18 protein-coding genes are annotated in these 19,439 nt (G+C 72.2%); 15 read left to right on the top strand and 3 right to left on the bottom strand.

The features are described from left to right. Positions 1-61: 61 nt before the first annotated feature. From ACZ63I_RS10480 to ACZ63I_RS10535, 12 genes are all read left to right on the top strand, one after another. The gene (locus ACZ63I_RS10480) at positions 62-1,363 is read left to right on the top strand and encodes a molybdopterin-dependent oxidoreductase (protein WP_469337345.1); all 1,302 of its coding nucleotides are present in this window, start codon (positions 62-64) and stop codon (positions 1,361-1,363) included. Beyond that, positions 1,351-1,857, top strand: a complete 507-nt coding sequence (locus ACZ63I_RS10485; protein WP_469337346.1) for a hypothetical protein — start codon at positions 1,351-1,353, stop codon at positions 1,855-1,857. The genes ACZ63I_RS10480 and ACZ63I_RS10485 overlap by 13 nt, the downstream gene beginning before the upstream one ends. A gap of 53 nt (positions 1,858-1,910) precedes the next feature. Next, positions 1,911-2,966 carry an NAD-dependent epimerase/dehydratase family protein gene (locus ACZ63I_RS10490; protein WP_469337348.1) on the top strand — a complete coding sequence of 352 codons (1,056 nt, stop codon included), beginning with the start codon at positions 1,911-1,913 and terminating at the stop codon, positions 2,964-2,966. Next, positions 2,963-3,649, top strand: a complete 687-nt coding sequence (locus ACZ63I_RS10495) for a glycosyltransferase family 2 protein (protein WP_469337350.1) — start codon at positions 2,963-2,965, stop codon at positions 3,647-3,649. The genes ACZ63I_RS10490 and ACZ63I_RS10495 overlap by 4 nt, the downstream gene beginning before the upstream one ends. A 47-nt stretch (positions 3,650-3,696) precedes the next feature. Beyond that, positions 3,697-4,356 (top strand): TIGR04282 family arsenosugar biosynthesis glycosyltransferase, encoded by a 660-nt coding sequence (locus ACZ63I_RS10500; RefSeq protein ID WP_469337352.1) that lies wholly within the window; start codon positions 3,697-3,699, stop codon positions 4,354-4,356. Further along, positions 4,353-5,054: a class I SAM-dependent methyltransferase gene (locus tag ACZ63I_RS10505; RefSeq protein WP_469337354.1), complete on the top strand. Its 702-nt coding sequence runs from the start codon at positions 4,353-4,355 to the stop codon at positions 5,052-5,054. Before ACZ63I_RS10500 ends, ACZ63I_RS10505 begins: the two co-directional genes overlap by 4 nt. Next, positions 5,051-6,493, top strand: a complete 1,443-nt coding sequence (locus ACZ63I_RS10510) for a hypothetical protein (RefSeq protein ID WP_469337356.1) — start codon at positions 5,051-5,053, stop codon at positions 6,491-6,493. The genes ACZ63I_RS10505 and ACZ63I_RS10510 overlap by 4 nt, the downstream gene beginning before the upstream one ends. Positions 6,494-6,643: 150 nt before the next feature. After that, positions 6,644-7,732 carry an MBL fold metallo-hydrolase gene (locus tag ACZ63I_RS10515; protein WP_469337357.1) on the top strand — a complete coding sequence of 363 codons (1,089 nt, stop codon included), beginning with the start codon at positions 6,644-6,646 and terminating at the stop codon, positions 7,730-7,732. A 117-nt stretch (positions 7,733-7,849) separates the two neighbouring features. Then, entirely contained in the window at positions 7,850-9,364 is a 1,515-nt protein-coding gene (locus ACZ63I_RS10520) for an FAD-linked oxidase C-terminal domain-containing protein (RefSeq protein ID WP_469337359.1), read from the top strand. A gap of 1 nt (position 9,365) precedes the next feature. Continuing rightward, on the top strand, positions 9,366-10,529 hold the full coding sequence (locus tag ACZ63I_RS10525) for an FAD-binding oxidoreductase (protein ID WP_469337360.1): 1,164 nt from the start codon (positions 9,366-9,368) through the stop codon (positions 10,527-10,529). Next, the gene (locus ACZ63I_RS10530) at positions 10,530-12,119 is read left to right on the top strand and encodes a (Fe-S)-binding protein (protein WP_469337362.1); all 1,590 of its coding nucleotides are present in this window, start codon (positions 10,530-10,532) and stop codon (positions 12,117-12,119) included. It abuts the gene before it with no gap. Between the two features lie 12 nt (positions 12,120-12,131). Continuing rightward, entirely contained in the window at positions 12,132-13,892 is a 1,761-nt protein-coding gene (locus ACZ63I_RS10535) for an L-lactate permease (protein ID WP_469337364.1), read from the top strand. A gap of 48 nt (positions 13,893-13,940) precedes the next feature. Here the strand turns inward: ACZ63I_RS10535 and ACZ63I_RS10540 are convergent, their stop codons facing one another. From ACZ63I_RS10540 to ACZ63I_RS10550, 3 genes are all read right to left on the bottom strand, one after another. Further along, positions 13,941-15,044 carry a cobalamin B12-binding domain-containing protein gene (locus tag ACZ63I_RS10540; protein WP_469337366.1) on the bottom strand — a complete coding sequence of 368 codons (1,104 nt, stop codon included), beginning with the start codon at positions 15,042-15,044 and terminating at the stop codon, positions 13,941-13,943. Next, positions 15,041-16,651, bottom strand: coding sequence for a PP2C family protein-serine/threonine phosphatase (locus ACZ63I_RS10545; protein ID WP_469337368.1), 1,611 nt, complete (start codon positions 16,649-16,651; stop codon positions 15,041-15,043). Before ACZ63I_RS10545 ends, ACZ63I_RS10540 begins: the two co-directional genes overlap by 4 nt. A 66-nt stretch (positions 16,652-16,717) precedes the next feature. Further along, a complete protein-coding gene (locus ACZ63I_RS10550; protein ID WP_469338322.1) occupies positions 16,718-16,984 on the bottom strand; it encodes a DUF5133 domain-containing protein in 267 nt (88 codons plus the stop codon). A gap of 295 nt (positions 16,985-17,279) precedes the next feature. Between ACZ63I_RS10550 and ACZ63I_RS10555 the strand changes: the two genes are divergently transcribed. The 3 genes from ACZ63I_RS10555 (at position 17,280) to ACZ63I_RS10565 (ending at position 19,431) form a co-directional block, all read left to right on the top strand. Next, entirely contained in the window at positions 17,280-17,855 is a 576-nt protein-coding gene (locus ACZ63I_RS10555) for an NADPH-dependent FMN reductase (RefSeq protein WP_469337370.1), read from the top strand. Positions 17,856-17,873: 18 nt separating this feature from the next. Then, entirely contained in the window at positions 17,874-18,209 is a 336-nt protein-coding gene (locus tag ACZ63I_RS10560; protein ID WP_469337372.1) for a winged helix-turn-helix transcriptional regulator, read from the top strand. A gap of 277 nt (positions 18,210-18,486) precedes the next feature. Continuing rightward, entirely contained in the window at positions 18,487-19,431 is a 945-nt protein-coding gene (locus ACZ63I_RS10565; protein WP_469337373.1) for a hypothetical protein, read from the top strand. Positions 19,432-19,439 lie beyond the last annotated feature (8 nt).

The following is a 19,439-nucleotide window of genomic DNA, read 5'->3' on the forward strand; positions in this document are numbered from 1 at the left end:
CAGCGTTCCGTCATGAGTCGCAGCCGCTCACCGGGGGGTGTCCGGCCCTACGGTCTCAGTCATGAACGTCCCCACCCGTTTCCGCTCCCCCGGCCCTGTCCGGCCCGGCTCCGTCTGGCGCAGTCCGCTGCGCGGTCCGTGGCTGACGTCCGTGTTCGGCGCCGTGCTGCTCGTCGGCATCCCGGTGCTGTTCCTGACCGGGCTCGTGTCGTACGCGGCGTACAACCCGGAACTGTCCGCCGTCAACGACAAGACACCGGACAAGGGGCTGCTCGGGTTCTATCTCTTCGACTGGCCGACCGACCCGTACTGGCTGTACCGCGTGACCCAGGGCGTGCATGTGACGCTCGGGATCGTGCTGGTGCCTGTGCTGCTCGCCAAGCTCTGGTCCGTCGTGCCGAAGCTGTTCACGCTGCCCCCGGTACGCTCCGTCGGCCACGCGCTGGACCGGCTGTCGCTGCTGCTCCTCGTCGGCGGCGGGCTGTTCGAGTTCGTCACCGGGGTGCTCAACATCCAGCTCGACTACCTCTTCCCCGGCTCGTTCTACCCGCTGCACTTCTACGGCGCCTGGGTGTTCTTCGGCGCGGTCGTCGCGCATGTGGTGATCCGGCTGCCGCGTACGGTACGGGCGCTGCGCAGCCGCGACTTCCGCGCCGAGCTGCGCACACCGGTGGCCGGGACCAGTCCTGAGCCGCCCGACGACAGCGGTCTGGTGGCCACCGCGCCCGCACCGCCGACCATGTCGCGGCGCGGCGCGCTCGGGATGGTGGGCCTGGGCTCCGTGGTGCTGTTCGTGCTGACGGCCGGGCAGTCCATCGGCGGGGCGCTGCGCGGGACGGCGCTGCTCGCACCGCACGGCAGGCAGCCGGGCACCGGCCCGAACGGGTTCCCCGTCAACAAGACGGCGGCCCTCGCGCATATCAGGGAGCGGGACGTGGGCCCCGACTGGCGGCTGGTCGTACGGGGTACCGGGCGGCGGGTCTCGCTCACACTGGACCAGGTGCGGGAGCTGCCGCAGCACCGCTCGTCGCTGCCCATCGCGTGTGTCGAGGGCTGGTCGACGGAGAACCAGCACTGGGAGGGGGTCAGGCTCGTCGATCTCGCGGGGCTCGTGGGGCTCGGCGACGACCCGCCCGGAGTGTTCGTCGAGTCGGCGCAACTGCACGGCTCCTTCCGTGCCGTGGCCCTGCGCGACAACCAAGTACGCGATCCGCGCTCGCTGCTGGCGCTGCGGGTCAACGGTGCGGCGCTCTCCGCCGACCACGGCAGTCCGGCGCGGATCATCGTGCCGGGCGCGCCCGGTGTGATGAACACCAAATGGGTACGGCAGTTGAGCTTCGGGGAGACGACATGGCCGGTGTGACGAACCACGACGGCGCCTTCGTCAGGCGCTTCCGGCGGCTGTACGGCGAGTCGCCGCTGCATCTGCTGATCCTGCTGGCCTCGTTCGCGCTGTGCGGTTACGCGGCGGTCCGGCTGCTGGCCGACCGATGGCTCGCCGTCGCGATCTGGTTCGTGGCCTGCGCCGTCCTGCACGATCTGGTGCTGGTGCCGCTGTACAGCGTCCTGGACCGGCTGGACCGGCTCCCGCAGCGCCCGTTCGCACGGCGCGGCGGTGTCCATTCCGGCGGTGTCAACTATGTCCGCGTGCCGGGCTTTCTGTCCCTGCTGCTGTTGCTGGTGTACTGGCCGCTGGTGCTGCGGAACTCGCCCGGCTACGCCCCCGCGACCGGCCTGTCGACCGACGTGTACCTCGGCCGCTGGCTGCTCGTCACCGCCGCGCTGTTCGTGCTGTCGGCGCTGTGGTTCCTCGTACGGGCGTTCCGCCGGGCGCCCGGCGATCTTACGGAGCGGTGACGCTCCGGCGCGGGACACCGACCGGTACGCCGTGGGCCTCTACCGTCGGCTGGATGCGCGTACTTGTCACCGGTGGCGCGGGCTTCATCGGCTCGCACGTCGTCACCGCACTCACCGCCGCCGGCCATGAGCCGGTGGTCCTCGATGCCCTGCTGCCCTCGGCCCATCCGGTGGCGCCACCGGATGGGCCGGCCGGCCGGCTCCACGCCGACGTACGGGACCGGGCGGCCGTCGTACGGGCGCTGGCCGGTGCCGACGCCGTCTGCCACCAGGCGGCGATGGTCGGTCTCGGCACCGGCTTCGCGGACGCGCCGGACTATGTGAGCTGCAACGACCTGGGTACGGCGACGCTGTTGGCCGCCATGGCGGAGACCGGTGTCGCGGCGCTGGTGCTCGCCGGTTCGATGGTGGTCTACGGCGAGGGCCGCTACGACTGCCCGGCGCACGGCCGGGTCGCACCCGGTCCGCGCCGGGAGGCCGATCTGGCGGCCGGGCGCTTCGAACCGGGCTGCCCGCGCTGCGCGGCCCCGCTCGTCCCGGGGCTGATCGGGGAGGGGGCGCCGGCCGATCCGCGCAATGTGTACGCGGTGACCAAGCTGGCCCAGGAGCAGTTGGCCGCCTCCTGGGCGCGGGCCACCGGCGGCCGGGCGCTCGCGCTGCGCTACCACAACGTCTACGGGCCCGGGATGCCGCGCGACACACCGTACGCGGGTGTGGCGTCGTTCTTCCGCTCGGCGCTGGCGCGCGGCGAGGCGCCGCGGGTGTTCGAGGACGGCGGGCAGCGGCGGGACTTCGTGCATGTACGGGACGTGGCGCGCGCCAACGTCCTTGCCCTGGAGGCTCTTTCGGGACGCGAGCCCGGTGGGTGCGCAGCGCTCAACACCGGCAGCGGTGAGCCGCACACCGTAGGCGAGATGGCTGCGGCGCTCGCGGCGGCGCACGGCGGTCCTGCCCCGGTGGTGACGGGTGAGTACCGGCTGGGCGACGTCCGGCACATCACCGCGTCCTCCGAGCGGTTGCGCACCGAACTGGGCTGGCGGCCCGAGGTCGCGTTCGACGCGGGCATGGCGGAGTTCGCAGGGGCCGGGCTGCGGGCGGTCGCGTCATGACCGTCGATGTCGTACTCCCCTGTCTGGACGAGGCGTTGGCGCTGCCGTGGGTGCTGTCCCGGATCCCCGAGGGGTGGCGGGCGATCGTGGTGGACAACGGCTCGCGTGACGGCTCCGCCGAGATCGCGGCCGGGCTCGGTGCGACGGTCGTACGGGAGGAGCGGCGCGGGTTCGGGGCCGCGTGCCATGCCGGACTGCTGGCCGCCGACGCGGAGTTCGTGTGTTTCTGCGACTGCGACGCCTCGCTCGACCCGGGGCTGCTCACCGCCTTCGTACGGGAGGTGGCGGCCGGTGAGGCGGATCTGGTGCTCGGCCGCAGACGGCCGGAGGGTCCTGGTGCGTGGCCGCCGCACGCGAGGGCGGGCAATCTGGCGCTGGCCCGGATGATCCGCCGCAGGACCGGTCTTCCCCTGCGTGACCTGGGGCCGTTGCGGGCGGCGCGGCGCGCGGCGCTGCTGGCGCTGGACCTCGCGGACCGGCGCAGCGGCTATCCGCTGGAGATGGTCGTACGGGCCGCCGACAGCGGCTGGCGGGTGGTGGAGCGCGATGTGCCGTACCGGCCGCGCACCGGCAGGTCGAAGGTGACCGGCACCTGGCGCGGCACCTGGCACGCCGTGCGCGACATGCGCGGTGTGCTCGCGGCCGCCCCCGTCGCACCGGCCGCCGACGTCCACGTTCCGTAAGACTCCGCTGCCCGAAATGCCGGGCTCCGCTCCGTAGGGTGAAAGCCGTGACCCACTCAGAAGGATCAGCGACGCTGCTGGTCATCGCCAAGGAACCGGTGCCCGGCCGGGTGAAGACACGGCTCACCCCGTACTTCAGCCACGCCGAGGCGGCCGAACTGGCCGAGGCCGCGCTCGGCGACACACTGCGGACCGTGCTCCACCTGCCCGCCCGGCGGCGCGTGGTGGTGCTCGAAGGGCGTCCCGGGCGGTGGCTTCCGGCGGGTTTCGAGGTGGTGCCGCAGTGTGCGGGCGGCCTCGACGAACGGCTCGCCGCCGCGTTCGCGGGCTGCGAAGGGCCCACCGTACTGATCGGGATGGACACCCCGCAGTTCACCCCTGACCTGCTGGCGCCCGCGCTCACCGCGGCCGGGCGGCAGGGCGCCGACGCGTGGTTCGGGCCCGCCGACGACGGCGGTTTCTGGGCGCTGGGTCTCGCCGTGCCGGACCCCGCCCTGCTGCGCGGGGTGCCGATGTCGGTTCCGCACACCGGCGCCGAGCAGCGCGGGCGGCTGGTGGCGGCGGGGCTGACCGTCCGCGATCTGCCGGGGCTGCGCGACGTCGACACCCCGGACGACGCGGCGTACGTCAGCGCGCTCGCACCGCACACCGCGTTCGCGGCCACCTTCGAGCGGCTCACCGCGGGCCGCAGGGCGGTGGCCCGATGAGTACGGCGGTGGCGTGGGGCGCCGATCCGTACACCGAGGCGGTACGCAGCGGCCGGGGCCCGCTGTTCCTGCGCCGCAGCGACGGCTGGCTGCTGCCGCTCGACGTGGAGCGGTGGTGCGCGGTGGCGGACGCGGCCGATCTGTCCGCGCTCGCCCGCTGCGAGGGGGCGGTGCTGGACATCGGCTGCGGCCCCGGCCGGCTGGTCAGCGCACTCGCCGCGCGCGGTCATCGCGCGCTCGGTATCGACGTCAGCCGCGCGGCGGTCGACCGGGCGACCCTGCTCGGCGGTGCCGCACTGCGCAGGTCGGTCTTCGATCCGCTGCCGGGCGAGGGCCGTTGGGACACGGCGCTGCTCGCCGACGGCAATGTCGGCATCGGCGGCGACCCGCGCGCCCTGCTGGTGCGCGCGGCCGAACTGCTCGCACCGCAGGGGCTGTTGATCGCGGAGACGGCGCCGCTCGACATCGACGAGCGGGTACGGGTCCGGGTGGACGACGGGCGCGGTGCGGGCGGTGGCAGCGGTGACGGCTCCGAGGACGCGCTGTTTCCGTGGGCCAGGATCGGCGTCCGTGCCCTGCTGCGGTACGCGCGCCCGCTCGGCTGGCGGCCGGTGGACCAATGGGAGGCGGCCGGGCGGCCGTTCGTGGCGCTGCGCAGAGCGAGCGTGCCGCGCGTACGGGAAGGGGACGCGGGATGAGGGCCGAGGAGACACCGACGGCGGAGCACCGCCCGACACCGACGGCGGAGCACCAGCCCTCGACGCCACGGGAACTCTTGTCCGTCCCCGAACCGGCCGGGCGGACCGGGCGCCGCGCCGACCTGGCCGCCGCCGGCGCCGGTCTGCTGCTCGTCGTGGTGGCGGTGCTCGTCGGCCGGGCGATCGAGCGGGCCGACGGCTCCCTGCATGTCAACTGGCCGCCGCTGTTCGCCTCGTGGGATCCGCACATCGGTCCGGGCACCCCGGCGGCGGTCCTCGTCGCGCTCGCCGTGGTGACCCAGGGGCCCGCGGTGGCGGCCCGGTTGTCCTGGCGCGCACTCACCCTGGCCACCTGGGCGACCAGTCTGGCCTGGGTGTTCTCGCTCGCACTCGTCGACGGATGGCACAACGGCATCGCGCGGCGCCTCACCACCCGCGAGGAGTACCTCCAGGGCATCGGCCGCTTCGACGACATCGGCGCTGCGGTGCGCGGCTACACCAGCCATATCCTGCTGTACTCCCCCGGCCACTGGCCCGCGCACCTCGCGGGCCATCCGCCGGGCGCCGTGCTCACCTTCGTGGGTCTCGACCGGGTGGGTCTCGGCGGTGGCGGCTGGGCCGGTGTGTGGTGTGTCGTCACCGGTGCGTCGGCGGCGGTCGCCGTGCTGGTGACCGTACGCGCCCTGGCCGGTGAGGCGCTCGCACGCAGGGCGGCGCCGTTCCTGGTCGTCGCGCCGACGGCGGTGTGGATCGGCGCCTCGGCCGACGGGTATTTCGCGGCCGTCGCCGCCTGGGCGGTCGCGTTGTTCGCCCTGGCGGCGACCCGGTCCGTCCGGTCGCCCGCGACGGCCGCAGCCGCGTCGGGGCTGCTGTTCGGCGCGCTCTGCTACCTCTCGTACGGGCTGGCGCTGATCGCGGTGCTCGGTACCGCCGTCCTGCTGATCAGCCGCGACGCCCGCCCGCTGCCGCTGTTCCTGGCCGGTGCGCTGGTCGCGCCCGCCCTGTTCACCCTGGCCGGTTTCAACTGGTGGGAGGCGTACCACCTGCTGGTCGAGCGCTACTACCAGGGGGTCGCGAAGATCCGTCCGTACGGCTACTGGGTGTGGGCCAACCTCGCCTGCACCGTGCTCATGACGGGACTCGCCACGGTGGCCGGACTGCGCAGGGCGGGCACCGCGAAGCTCATGCGCGCGGTGCGTACGGGGACGGTCCCGGACACCGGGCGGCTGGCGCTGCTGGTGCTGTCCGCACTGGTGGCGCTGGTGCTCGCCGACCTGTCCGGCATGAGCAAGGCGGAGACGGAGCGCATCTGGCTGCCCTTCGCCTGCTGGCTGCTGCCGGCGGCCGCGCTGCTGCCGGACCGGGGCCGCCGGGGGTGGCTGACGGCGCAGACCGTACTGGCCTTGTTGATCAACCACCTGCTGTTCACGGGCTGGTGACGGAAGAGGGCGACGCTTCGCACGTGGCTGAGATGCAACTCACACGTGACTCTTGACATGGCCGAGTGGGCGCGCGCATTGTTCCACCATTCGGTAGCTACTTACCGAGTGGTGGAATCGGCAACGACGCCAACACCTTGGGAGCACCGCATGAGCAAGAGCATGAGATCCCGCCTCGCACTGATGACGACCGCACTGGTCCTGGTCGGCGGCAGTGTCGCCGCAGCACCGGTGTTCGCCCAGGGGCAGGGGCACTCACCGGCCTCGCACCGCGACTTCGCCGCGGAGATACTCGCGGCCCAGACAGCCGCCAAGAACGCGGCGGGATTCGAACACCTCGGCACCCTGAACCGGCTCTGCTTCCTACCGCCGGTCAACGGGGCACCCAGCACCACCGACACCACACCGGCCTACATCGACGACCCGTCGAAGGCACCCGCCAAGTCGACCTGGTACGCGGACTCGGCCCGCGCCTTCGACGACCTGTACTTCGTGGGCGGTTCGGTGCACAGCGCGTGGATCCTCAAGACCGGCGCGGGACTCATCCTGATCGACTCGGGTTACCAGTACAGCGCGCAGACCCTGATCATCGACGGGATGAAGAAGTTCGGGCTCGACCCGAAGGACATCAAGTACATCATCATCTCCCACGCCCACGCCGACCATGTCGGTGGTGTGGAAGTGGTCCAGAAGGCGACCAAGAACGCCCGGGTGGTGATGGGTTCACCCGACTGGGACGCCGTCAAGGCGCACCCCAAGACGTTCAAGGGCCAGACCCCCGACTTCAAGACCGGCATCCGGATCTCCAAGAACACCGATCTGAAGCTGGGCGGTACGACGGTCCACATCATCCCGACCCCGGGACACACCCCCGGCACCCTGTCCATGACCTTCACGGTCCATGACTACGGTGACCCGGTGACCGTCGCCTACTCGGGCGGCACGGCGCTCGGCTTCCAGAACGACAAGCCGAACCCCGGTATCGCCAACCTCCAGCAGTACATCGACTCGGCGAAGAAGATGCAGGCGGCGGCGGTGAAGGCCGGGGCGACCGTCATCATGTCCAACCACTCCGAGTTCGACAACGCCGTCACCAAGACGAAGGAACTCGCCGGCCGCGGCGCCGGGCCCAACCCCTTTGTGAACGGGGCGGCTTCGGTGAAGAACTACTTCGACGTGTCGATCCAGTGCGCGAAGGCCGACCAGCTCGGACTCGAAGCGGACGCGGCCGGGAAGTAGCCCGGGAAGCGCCGCGGCACCGACCGGGGCCGAGGCGCGGACGTCCCTCCGGGCGGCGGCCGGCCGCCGCCCGGAGTCTTCGTCAGCGGCGACGAGTTCGAGTTCGAGGGAGAGAGCATGGCCGACCCAGGGCAGACCTCGCAGACCGTCCCGGCAGTCCGGGACTCCACGGCATCCCCCAGGTCGCGGGCGCTCGCCGAGCGTCTGCGCGCCGTCATCGGCGACGGCAAAGTACTCACCGACCCCGCCCAGTTGCGCACGTACGAGTGCGACGGCCTCGCGGCCTTCCGGGTCAGGCCCGGCATCGTCGTCCTCGCCGCGCACCGCGACGACGTGGTGCACACCGTACGGCTGTGCGCCGAGGCGGGCGTGCCGTTCGTGGCCCGGGGCTCCGGCACCGGACTCTCCGGCGGCGCGGTGCCCGTGGCGGACGGTGTGCTCATCGTGCTGTCCCGGCTGCGGACCATCGTCTCGGTCGACCCGGACAACGCCCGGGTCGTCGTGGAGCCGGGCGTCATCAATCTGTGGGTCACCCGGGAGGCGGCCCCCTACGACCAGGCGTACGCGCCCGACCCCTCGTCCCAGCAGGTGTGCTCCATCGGCGGCAACGTCGCGGAGAACGCGGGCGGCGCACACTGCCTCAAGTACGGCTTCACCGTCAACCATGTGATGGGCGCCGAGATCGTCCTGGCGGACGGTGATGTCGTCCATCTCGGCGGTACGGCGCCCGAGCACCCGGGGCTCGACCTGCTCGGCGCGTTCGTCGGCAGCGAGGGCACCCTCGGGGTGGCCACGCAGATCACCGTCCGCACCATCCGGGCCCCGGAGTCGGTGCAGACGATGCTCGTCGGCTTCCACACCGTGGAGGACGCGGCGGGCACGGTCAGCGACATCATCGCCGCCGGCATCCTGCCCGCCGCCATCGAGATGATGGACGCGCTGGCCATCGAGGCGGCGGAGGCGGCCGTACGGTGCGGCTATCCCGAAGGCGCCGTCGCCGTCCTCGTCATCGAACTCGACGGGCCCCAGGTCGAGGTGGACGAGCAGTTCCGCCAGGTGGCTCAGGCGGCCGAGGCGCGCCATGCCTTCGAGACGCGGATCGCGCGGGACGCCGCCGAGCGGGCGCTGATGTGGAAGGGCCGCAAGTCCGCCTTCGCCGCCGTCGGCCGGATCAGTCCCGCCTACTACGTGCAGGACGGTGTCATCCCGCGCACCCAACTGCCGCAGGTGCTGGCCGAGATCGGCAGGCTCGCCGAAGCGGCCGACGTACGGGTCGCCAACGTCTTCCACGCGGGCGACGGCAATCTGCACCCGCTCATCCTGTTCGACGACACCGTCCCCGGCGCCGCGCACGACGCCGAGGAGCTGGGCTTCGCCATCCTCGACCTGTGCGTCGACGCCGGCGGGTCCATCACCGGGGAGCACGGCGTCGGTGTGGAGAAGAAGTCCAAGATGAGCAGGCAGTTCACCGAGGACGACCTGGACACGATGCAACTCGTCCGCTGCGCCTTCGACCCGGCCGGTCTCGCCAATCCCGGAAAACTGTTTCCGACACCACGGTTGTGCGGTGAGCGGCCTGGCGTGCACACTGCCGCCGACACGCACGACCCGGCGCTGGGCGAGGTGTTCTGAGATGGCGGCTTCGAAGGACGCCCGGACGGGCGCCGTTGTCGCGGGTGTGGTGCCCGCGCGGACGGTCCGGCCGACGACAGCGGCCGAGGTGGCCGGCATCCTGCGCGACACGTCCGGCACGGTCGTGCCCGTCGGTTCGGGTACGAAGACCGGCTGGGCGGCCCCGCCCGCCTCCTGCGACCTGCTGCTGCGCACCACGGGGCTGGACCGGGTGGTCGAGCACGCGCCGGGCGATCTCGTCGTCGTCGCCGAGGCCGGCGTACGGCTCGACGCGCTCCAGCGGCAGCTCGCCGGGCACGGCCAGATGCTGGCCCTCGACCCGCCGGAGCCGGGGGCCACGCTGGGCGGTGTCGTCGGCGCCAACGCCTCGGGTCCGCGCCGGCTGCGCTACGGCACGGTCCGCGACCTGCTCATCGGGGTGACGGTCGTCCTCGCCGACGGCAGGACGGCGAAGTCCGGCGGCAAGGTCGTCAAGAACGTCGCGGGCTACGACCTCGGCAAGCTGTACACCGGGGCGCACGGCGGCCTCGGCGTGGTCGTCTCGACGACCTGGCGGCTGCACCCGCTGCCCCCGGCGGCCCGCGCCGTCGTCGTACCGGTACCCGACGCCGCCGAGGCCGGCCGGCTCGCCGCGCTCGTGGCGCGCTCGACGCTCACCCCCACCGCCGTCGAACTGCGCTGGGAGGCCGGACAGGCAGCGGGCACGGACAGCGAACTCGTCGTGCTCTTCGAGAGCATCGAGGAGTCCGTACGGGCCCAGTCGCGGGCGGCTGTCGCGCTGCTCGGCGGCGGCGCCGAGGCCGACGCACCCCCGCCCTGGTTCGGCGCGCGCCCGTCCGGCGGGCTCGTCCTGCGGCTCGCCTTCGAGCCGTTCGCGCTGCCGCGGGTGCTGGACGCACTGCCCGAAGGCTCGTCGGGCACCGCTTCGGCCTGTACGGGAGTGGCGTACGCGGCCGTGCCGCACACCACCGACCTGGCGGCGCTGCGGGCGGCGATCGCACCGTACGACGGCTCGGCCGTCGTGCTCCGAGCGCCGGACGGCGTACGGGCGGGGCTGGACCACTGGGGCCCGGTCGCCGACTCGTTCGGCCTGATGACACGGGTGAAGGACCAGTTCGACCCCGGCCGGCGGCTCTCGCCCGGCCGGCTGATCGGAGGGCTCTAGATGACCGGGCACACTCCCGCCGGGGACACCCCGGCCGGCCAGGAACCAGTCGACATCCCCGCAGCCGAGCACCCCACCGGCGCCGCGGGGCATCTCACCGCGCCCCGCCCCATCGGTACGGGCCAGGGCGGTCCGATCGCGCCCAGCGCGGCCTCCGCCACCGTCCCGCTCGGCATGCCGGGCCAAGGGCCCCCGCCCGAGCGCGCGTTCGACGCGCACCACCCGCCGGACGCCGCGCTGATCGGTGACTGCGTGCACTGCGGTTTCTGTCTGCCGGCCTGCCCCACCTACGTGCTGTGGGGCGAGGAGATGGACAGTCCGCGCGGCCGCATCGACATCATGAAGGGCGGCCTCGAAGGCGATGTGTTCGACGAGAGCAGTGTGCGCCATCTCGACCAGTGCCTCGGCTGCATGTCGTGTGTGACGGCCTGCCCGTCCGGGGTTCAGTACGACAAACTCATCGAGGCCACCCGGGCGCAGGTGGAGCGCAGGGTCGAACGCCCGCGCGCCGAGCGGCTGTTGCGCACCGCGATCTACAGTCTCTTCCCCTATCCCCGGCGGCTGCGGGCGCTGCGCGGTCCGCTGCGCGCCTATCAGGCCAGCGGTCTCGGGCGGTTGCTCGCCCGCTCGGGACTGCTCGGCCGACTGCCGCTGCCACTGCGGGCGATGGAGTCGCTGGCCCCCAAGCTCGGCCGGGTGGAGCGCATTCCGGAGCGGGTGCCGGCCGTCGGCACCCGGCGGCGTACCGTCGGCCTGCTCACCGGCTGTGTGCAGGGCACGTTCTTCCCCGACGTGAACGCGGCGACGGTGCGGGTGCTGGCAGCCGAGGGCTGCGAGGTGGTCGTCCCTGCGCGGCAGAGCTGCTGCGGCGCGCTGTCCGCGCACGCGGGGCGTGAGCCCGAGGCGCTGCGCTTCGCCAAGCGGGTGATCGAGACGTTCGAGGCCGCCGGGGTCGACGCGGTCGTCGTGAACGCGGCGGGCTGCGGCTCCAACCTGAAGGAGTACGGGCACCAGTTGCGCGACGAGCCGCAGTGGGCCGCGCGGGCCGAGGTGATGGCGGGCAAGGCCAGGGACATCACCGAACTGCTCGACGAGCTGGGCCCGGTGGCCGAGCGCCATCCGCTGCCCATGACCGTCGCGTACCAGGACGCCTGCCATCTCGCGCACGCGCAGAGTGTGCGCGACCAGCCGCGCCGGCTGCTGGGTGCGATCCCCGGTGTGGAGCTGCGCGAGCTGGCCGAGGCCGACATCTGCTGCGGCAGCGCCGGTACGTACAACCTGCTGCATCCGGAGCCGGCCGGTGAGCTGGGCGAGCGCAAGGCCGAGGCCGTCCTGGCGACCGGCGCCGAGGTGATGGTGACAGCCAACCCCGGCTGCTGGATGCAGGTCGCCACCACGCTCGCCCGGATGGGCGAGCGGCTGCCCGTCGCCCACACCGTGCAGGTGCTGGACGCCTCGATCCGTGGTGTTCCCGTGGAGCGGCTGCTCGCGCGGGCCCTCGACGGGCCGGGCACCGTGGTGTCCGGCGCAGCCCCCAAGCACACCGGGAACCCCCACACCGGTGCCGTGCAACCCGCCTCCCCGTCCTAGAAGAGGTGTTCCATGCTGTTGGCCGATTATCAACAGGACTACAGTCCGCTCAACAATTCGCTGGGTCTGTCGTCGCTCGTCGCGATCCTGCCGCTGCTCGTGCTGTTCGTACTGCTCGGTGTGCTGCGTATGAAGGCGTGGCTGGCTTCGCTGATCTCGCTCGCCGTCTCCGTCGTCATCGCGATCTGGGCGTACTCGATGCCGATCGGGGACGCGCTCAACAGCGGGCTCCTCGGGGCCGCCTTCGGGTTCTTCCCGATCATGTGGATCGTGATCAACGCGATCTGGGTCTACAACCTCACGGTGGAGACGGGCCACTTCGACGTGCTCCGCAGGTCGTTCGCCTCCATCAGCGACGACCAGCGGGTGCAGGCCATCATCATCGCCTTCTGCTTCGGCGCGCTGATGGAGGCCCTGGCCGGCTTCGGGACGCCGGTGGCGATCAGCTCGGTCATGCTGATAGCCCTGGGCTTCCGGCCCATCAAGGCGGCGACGGTCGCGCTGGTCGCCAACACGGCGCCGGTGGCGTTCGGCGCGATCGCCGTCCCCATCACCACGCTCTCCGGTGTCACGGGTCTGCCCGTCGACGACCTGGGTGCGATGGTGGGCCGGCAGACTCCGGTGCTCGCCCTGTTCGTGCCGCTCGCGCTGGTGTTCATCGTGGACGGCAAGCGGGGGCTGCGGCAGACCTGGCCGCCTGCCCTGGTGTGCGGTGCGGTCTTCGCCGTCTTCCAGTACCTGTCGTCGAACTTCTGGTCCGTACAGCTCGCGGACATCATCGCGGCGCTGGCCTCCGCGCTGGCCGTGCTCGTCTTCACCCGGGTGTGGCACGCCAAGGGCAGCTACACGGAGAACGAGGCGCGCAGCGAGGAAGCCGGTACGGACGGTGCGGACGGTACGGACACCGAGCCCGGCAGCGGCGGCGTCGCCGCCCCGGCCGGCGGCGGTGGCGGGGCCGTGACCCGGACGAGGGCCGAGGCCGACCAGCGGACGCACGACTCACCGCTGGACGTCTTCAAGGCGTACGCGCCCTACCTCATCGTCATCGTGGTGTTCGTGCTGGCGACCCGGGTACCGGCCATCACGGGCACGCCGCCTGCGAAGGCGGGCGAGACGGGCACCGGCATCGAAGCGGTGACGCATATCGTCAACTGGCCAGGACTGCAAATACTCAACGAGGCCGGCAAGCCGGTCGCGACGACGTTCAAGCTCAACTACCTGTCGGCGGCCGGCACGTTGCTGCTGATCTCGGGGCTGCTCAGCATGGCCGTCCTGCAGATGGGGCCGAAGCGCGGCCTCAAGGCGTACGGACACACCCTGGACCAGCTCAAGTTCGCGATCCTCACCGTGATGCTGGTGCTGGGGCTCGGCTACATCATGAACGAGTCGGGCGCCACGACGACGCTCGGTCTGTGGGTGGCGGGCGCCGGGGGTCTGTTCGCGTTCCTCTCGCCCATCCTCGGCTGGCTGGGCGTCGCGGTGACCGGTTCGGACACCTCGTCCAACTCGCTGTTCGGGGCGCTGCAGATCACCGCGGCCGGGCAGGCGCACCTGTCGCCGACGCTGATGGCGGCGGCGAACTCGTCGGGCGGTGTGCTGGGCAAGATGATCTCCCCGCAGAACCTGGCCATCGCGGCGGCGGCCGTCGGACTCGAAGGCAAGGAAGGGGTGTTGTTCCGCAGGGTCATCGGCTGGAGCCTGGTGTTCCTGCTGTTCATGTGCGTGCTCGTCTATCTGCAGAGCACCGCGGTACTGGACTGGATGGTGGTCTGAGCCGCCCGCCGCCGGGCCGCACGCGTCACCACCTCATCCGTCACGACGTCATCCGTCACGACCTCGTCCGTCACCCCGCACGGCCGCGCCACCACGGGCGGCCGTGCGGGCCTGGTCGAGCAGGCCGGCGGCGCGGGGGAAGTCCTTGAGCTGCTCCCCCAGCAGCTCCAGCACGGGAAGCTGCGAGGGGAGGGGCACACCGCGCGCGTTCAGGATGTCGGTGGTCCAGAGGAGATAGCCGGTGAACAGCTCCGCGTCGTCGGTGTAGAGCGCGGCTGCCAGGAACCGCACGATGTGCGAGAGGTCCTCGGCGATGGCCTCCCGGCGCGCCGCTTCGTACGCGCGCATCGCGGGGAAGCGCTCCTCCAGGCGGGCCAGGACCGTCCTGACCAGTTGCGGCGCCGAGCGGGCGACGAGGGTGTACTCGTGATCCGCCAGGTGCGGCAGGTCCGCCTCCGTGCTGCGCGGCGGGTGCGGCTCGGCCAGCGGCGCCGCCGCGAGCCGCGCCGCCGCGGCTCTGGCGTCGGGCGCCCAGGCGTCGGCGCCGAGGAGGCGTGCGTACCGGCCGTCGTGGCCGAAGGCCGCGCCGCCGACCAGGACCGGCACCCCCGCAGCCTGGCACGCGGTGATGGCGGTGTGCGCCGCGGGCAGCCGGGTGGCGATCGAGCTGGACAGGGCCACGACGTCGGGGCCCGTGCGGTGCACATGCGCGACGAGTCGGGGCGCCGGCACCTGCGTGCCGAGGTAGTCGACGTGCCAGCCGCGCAGCCGCAGCACCTCGGCGAGCAGCCGCGCGGGCAGCGCGTGCCATTCGCCGTCCACGCAGGCCACGGCGATCCGGCCACGGGTGCGCGGACGGCGGGCGGCGGGGTGGTGAGCCGCGGCGTCGACGGCACGCTCGTTGATGGCGGTCGCCGCGTGCTCCTCGGCGACGGTCATCCGGGCGCCGGCCCACTCGTCGCCGATCTTCCGCTGGATATGGCCGATGACGTCGAGCAGCAGGCTCTCCGGGTCGGTGCCGGTGTCCAGCGCGCCGGACACGGTGTCGACCGCCGCTTCCTCGTCGCCGCCACGGACCGCCTCCCACAGGCGCTCCCGCAGGCGGTCGAGCGGCGGGGTCGGGTCGAGCCGCGGGATCGAAGAGGGCGTCATGGGGTGGACCTGCCCGAGCCGTGGCCGCCGTGGGCGCCGAGGTGGTGGGTGCGCGGGGCGGTGACGGCGACGATCGCCATGTCGTCGTGCGGGCCGCCGGACACCCACTGGGACGCGAGCATCTGCACCCGTTCCACCAGGGCGCCCCCGGGCAGTCCCGCGCATTCGGCCAGGACGCCGCGCAGCCTGTCGTCGCCGAACAGCTCGCCGCCCAGCGGGCCTCCCCTGGCCTCGGTGATGCCGTCGGTGAACAGCACGCAGGTGTCGCCGGGTGCGAGGCTCGTCTCCACGGTGTGCGCCTCGATCTCGGTCAGCGCGCCGACGAGGGTGCCGCGGGTCGCCGTCTCCTCCACCCGGCCGTCGGAGCGCACGATCAGCGGCGCGGGGTGGCCGGCGCTGGTGAGCCGCAGCCGTACGTGACTGCCCTCGCGCCTCGTCGACGCCATCACCAGGGTGGCGAAGCGGGCGCTCCGGGAGCTGAGCAGCGCCCCGTTGAGCAGCCGGAGCATCCGCGGGTGGTCGTCGGCCATCGGGACCAGCGCGTGCAGGGTGTTGCGGATCTTGCCGGTCAGTACGGCCGCCTCAAGTCCCTTGCCGCACACGTCGCCGAGGACCACCAGGTACTCACCGCTCGGGGCCGCGCCCGCGTCCGGAGCGGCCGGACCTGTGGGGTGTACGTCGTAGAAGTCGCCGCCGACGCGCTCGGCGTCGCCCGCCGCCCGGTACCCGGCGGCGAGTTCGACGCCGGCGACCTGGTCGAGCGAGGGCGGCAGCAGTTCCGCCGTGAGCGTCTCGGTGATGGCGGCCTGGTCCAGGTACATCCGCGCCGCGTAGAGCGCCGCGCCGGCCCGCGCGGCGAACAGCCGGACGATGATCTCCTCGTCCTCGGTGAACGACTCCGTCGTCGAGTACCGGAGCAGGATCAAGGCGCCGGCCGGGCCGCCCTGTCCCGGCAGCGGGGTGACCACGATCGAGCCGACCGGGCCGAATCCTTCCGGCACCACCCAGCCGGGGACATGGGCGGGGTCGATCCAGCGGGACGGGACGGGCGGGAATCCGCCCAGCGCCTCGGCGAGGCCGGGTACCTCGGCCGGCTCGGCGGTCCGCCGCTCGCGCACCGGGGCCTCGCCCCGGCCGCAGCGGGTCACCGGCAGTACGCGCCCGGCGGGCGGTGCGATCACGAGCGCGGCGTCGGCCAGATGCCCGGCGGCGAGCCGGGCCGTGGTGTCCGCGCACCGTTCGGCGTTGAGGGAGGACAGCAGGGCGTTCGACGCCTCGGTCAGGAAGGCGGTGCGCCTGCGCTCGGTCCGCAGCGCCTCCCGCGCCTCGCGCAGGGCGGTGCCGCCGGGTCCCTCGGCCAGCCACCAGACGACTTCACCGTCGGGTCTGCGGGTGGGACGCGCCTCGAAGGCGCGGGCGCCGACCCGTCCTCGTACCGTGTCCGGCACCGGGTCCTGATGGGCGAGCGTGAGCCAGCGGGGTACGACGTCGGCGAGCCGGGCGCCGGGTCCCGCGCCGGGGAAGAGGGCCAGCGCGAGGTCGTTCGCCAGTCGTACCGTGCCCGCCGCGTCCACCACCAGCGCCGCGTAGGGAACGCTGTTCCACACGGCGTAGGTGTCGGCACCACCGGGACTCGCGATCCGTCCTCCTCCTGCTGCGGGCGCGGCACCGCGTCAAGCGGTGAGCCGCACCTCGTCGTCGGCGACGCCCGTACCCGCGCGGCCTGGTGCCACGGGGACGGTCTCGGCGAGCGCGTTCGTGAGCTGCTGCTCGGCGACGGCCAGGGCCGCCTCGACGGTCTGGGTGCCGGTCGAGACGCACAGCGTGTACGTCACGTCCTCCAGCCGCCGGAGCGTCTCGATGGAGCCTTCGTCCGCGTGCCGGATCTGCAGCGCCTCGTACTGCTCGACAAGGTTGCGAAGTATCGCGGGGTGAGCCATCAGCACCGTGGGTTCTCCATCCCGAATCAGCCGCGAGAGCGGCTGTGAGGTCAGCGGTGAAGGCGCCCGCACCGGGCATCTCCGGGAGGGCGCCTGCCCAGCCCCTGATCGCCCATGTGCCGCGGACCGCCGTGCCGCCTGTGAGACGAGTCACCTCTCGATCTTGTCCTCCGATGGTAGCCGCCACCGGCTGTGATCGCTCCCACATCATCCGCATCACTAAGATATTCTTAGCTACTAAGAAATACTGATACGTTGAGACGACTTCAGACGCACGCACCGAGGAGACATCCGCATGACCAAGCTCATGATCATCATCGGCAGCAACCGCCCCGGCCGGGTCGGGCTGCCGGTCGGCCGGTGGATCGAGAGCGCCGCCACGGCGCACGGCGGCTTCTCCGAGGTCGACCTGGTCGACCTCGCCAAGCTGAATCTGCCGTTCATGGACGAGCCGGGACACCCCCGGCTGGGCGCGTACACGCAGCAGCACACCCGCGACTGGAGCGCCCGGGTGGCGGCCGCCGACGCGTTCGCTTTCGTGACGCCGGAGTACAACCACGGCTACAGCGCGGCGCTGAAGAACGCGCTCGACTTCCTGCACAACGAGTGGCAGTACAAGCCCGTGGCGTTCGTCAGCTACGGCGGCATCGCCGCCGGCACGCGCGCCGTGCAGCAGCTCAAGTCGGTGGTGACGGCGCTCAAGATGACCCCGGTCGTGGAGGCCGTCAACGTCCCGTTCGTCAACCAGTTCATCGACGACGGTACTGTCGTGCCGAACGAGATCATGACCACATCGACCAAGGCCATGTTCGACGAGGTGGTGCGGGTGTCGGCGACGCTGCGCCCGCTGCGCCCGGCGCCGGTCTCCTGACGAGGTGAGCGGCGACCCATGAGCGAACTGCACGAACCGCACCCGGTCTGCACGCGCTACCACGCGGCGATCGAGCTGATCGGCGCCCGCTGGAGCGGCGCGATCCTGCGGGCCCTCGCCACGGACCAGCACCGCTACGCACAGATCAAGGCCGCGGTCCCGGGACTGAGCGACACGATGCTCGCGCAAAGACTGCACACCCTGGAGGACGAGGGTCTGATCGAGCGTCGGGTGCTGCCGTCGTCGCCCGTCCAGGTCGAGTACCACCTCACCGAGAAGGGGCTCGACCTGGAACCGGTCATGGAGGCCGTCAGGGCCTGGTCGCACAAATGGATCCCGCTCAAAACCTTTTGACGGATCATGAGAAAGTTTTAGAGATTCGTTCCAAACCTCTGGACAGCCCTCCTGCCGCGCCCTAGTGTCTCGGCCCAACCAGGCAAGTGTTTCGCCCCCGTTACAAGCGGAGGCGGAACCATCACTCCCCCCACTGGTCGGGCCGTAGTCCGATCCGAGGCGTCACGGCCGCCGCGTCGGCGGCCGCTTGCTCAGGCAGCCCCGCAGCACCCCCGTATCCACGGGGCACTCAGCCGCGCGATCGTCGCGGCTGTGATCGCAGCAGGAGGGAAGCGATATGAAGATCCGTACGCTCGTTGTCACGGCCTCGTTGGTGGCGTCCGGCGGGCTGGTGGCCTTCGCCGGATCCGCCCAGGCGGCGCTCTACACCACCTGTGTGGGAGACGGCGGCGCCGTGACCGTGGGCGGTGACCTGGTCGTGCCGGCCGGGCAGTCGTGCACACTGACCGGCACCAAGGTCAAGGGCACGGTGCGGGTGGAGGCCGGCGCCGACCTCGTCGGCTCAGGCGTCACCTTCAACGGCGCTGTCACGGTGGCCGACAACGGCTATCTGGACCTCGACAACAGCACCGTCAAGGGCGCTCTGACCACCACGTCGGCCTTCGGCGCCCATCTGCAGGACACCACGGCCAAGGCCGTCACCGCGACCGAGGGCTTCGTCTACGCGGTGGACTCCAAGCTCGCCGCCGTCAGCGCTTCCGACGGTGAGCTGTACGTCTCCGGCAGCACCCTCAGCGGGGCGCTCACCGGTGAGGGAAACCTCTACACCGACGTCTACGACTCCACCGTCAAGGGCCTGACGGTCAGTGGCAACTCGCTGGGCGGCGTGCTGTGCGCCAGCGAGGTCGAAGGCGCCACGGTCTACAAGAACAACGCGGACAACCTCCAGCTCGGCGGCAACGGCCCGCTCAGCACCTGCGAGGGTGCCACCTACCTCGGTGGCAATCTGACGGTCAGTGACAACACGGCAACCGCCGTACTGGACAACGCGATCGTCCGCGGCGCCCTCAGCGCCACCGGGAACAGCCCGGTGCTCCAGGTCGGTTCGCTGGCCCGGATCCGCGGCGCCGTCACCGGCGAGACCGCCCCCGTGACGGCATCGGCCGCCCGCTCCGCCCGCCTGGCACCCCAGGACCGCGGCGGCGACCTCGCCGAGAAGGCAGCGGCCCGCGCCGCCACCGCACGGGCCGACGCCCGCGCGGCCGGTGACTCCGGCCTCTAGGGCCGGCC

Source organism: Streptomyces sp. NPDC087906 (assembly GCF_055584925.1).

Excerpts from the sequence above, each read along its gene's own strand:
- ACZ63I_RS10480 (WP_469337345.1), top strand. The coding sequence starts at position 62 with ATGAACGTCCCCACCCGTTTCCGCTCCCCCGGCCCTGTCCGGCCCGGC.
- ACZ63I_RS10485 (WP_469337346.1), top strand. The coding sequence starts at position 1,351 with ATGGCCGGTGTGACGAACCACGACGGCGCCTTCGTCAGGCGCTTCCGG.
- ACZ63I_RS10490 (WP_469337348.1), top strand. The coding sequence starts at position 1,911 with ATGCGCGTACTTGTCACCGGTGGCGCGGGCTTCATCGGCTCGCACGTC.
- ACZ63I_RS10495 (WP_469337350.1), top strand. The coding sequence starts at position 2,963 with ATGACCGTCGATGTCGTACTCCCCTGTCTGGACGAGGCGTTGGCGCTG.
- ACZ63I_RS10505 (WP_469337354.1), top strand. The coding sequence starts at position 4,353 with ATGAGTACGGCGGTGGCGTGGGGCGCCGATCCGTACACCGAGGCGGTA.
- ACZ63I_RS10510 (WP_469337356.1), top strand. The coding sequence starts at position 5,051 with ATGAGGGCCGAGGAGACACCGACGGCGGAGCACCGCCCGACACCGACG.
- ACZ63I_RS10515 (WP_469337357.1), top strand. The coding sequence starts at position 6,644 with ATGAGCAAGAGCATGAGATCCCGCCTCGCACTGATGACGACCGCACTG.
- ACZ63I_RS10520 (WP_469337359.1), top strand. The coding sequence starts at position 7,850 with ATGGCCGACCCAGGGCAGACCTCGCAGACCGTCCCGGCAGTCCGGGAC.
- ACZ63I_RS10525 (WP_469337360.1), top strand. The coding sequence starts at position 9,366 with ATGGCGGCTTCGAAGGACGCCCGGACGGGCGCCGTTGTCGCGGGTGTG.
- ACZ63I_RS10530 (WP_469337362.1), top strand. The coding sequence starts at position 10,530 with ATGACCGGGCACACTCCCGCCGGGGACACCCCGGCCGGCCAGGAACCA.
- ACZ63I_RS10535 (WP_469337364.1), top strand. The coding sequence starts at position 12,132 with ATGCTGTTGGCCGATTATCAACAGGACTACAGTCCGCTCAACAATTCG.
- ACZ63I_RS10540 (WP_469337366.1), bottom strand. The coding sequence starts at position 15,044 with ATGACGCCCTCTTCGATCCCGCGGCTCGACCCGACCCCGCCGCTCGAC.
- ACZ63I_RS10550 (WP_469338322.1), bottom strand. The coding sequence starts at position 16,984 with ATGGCTCACCCCGCGATACTTCGCAACCTTGTCGAGCAGTACGAGGCG.
- ACZ63I_RS10555 (WP_469337370.1), top strand. The coding sequence starts at position 17,280 with ATGACCAAGCTCATGATCATCATCGGCAGCAACCGCCCCGGCCGGGTC.
- ACZ63I_RS10560 (WP_469337372.1), top strand. The coding sequence starts at position 17,874 with ATGAGCGAACTGCACGAACCGCACCCGGTCTGCACGCGCTACCACGCG.
- ACZ63I_RS10565 (WP_469337373.1), top strand. The coding sequence starts at position 18,487 with ATGAAGATCCGTACGCTCGTTGTCACGGCCTCGTTGGTGGCGTCCGGC.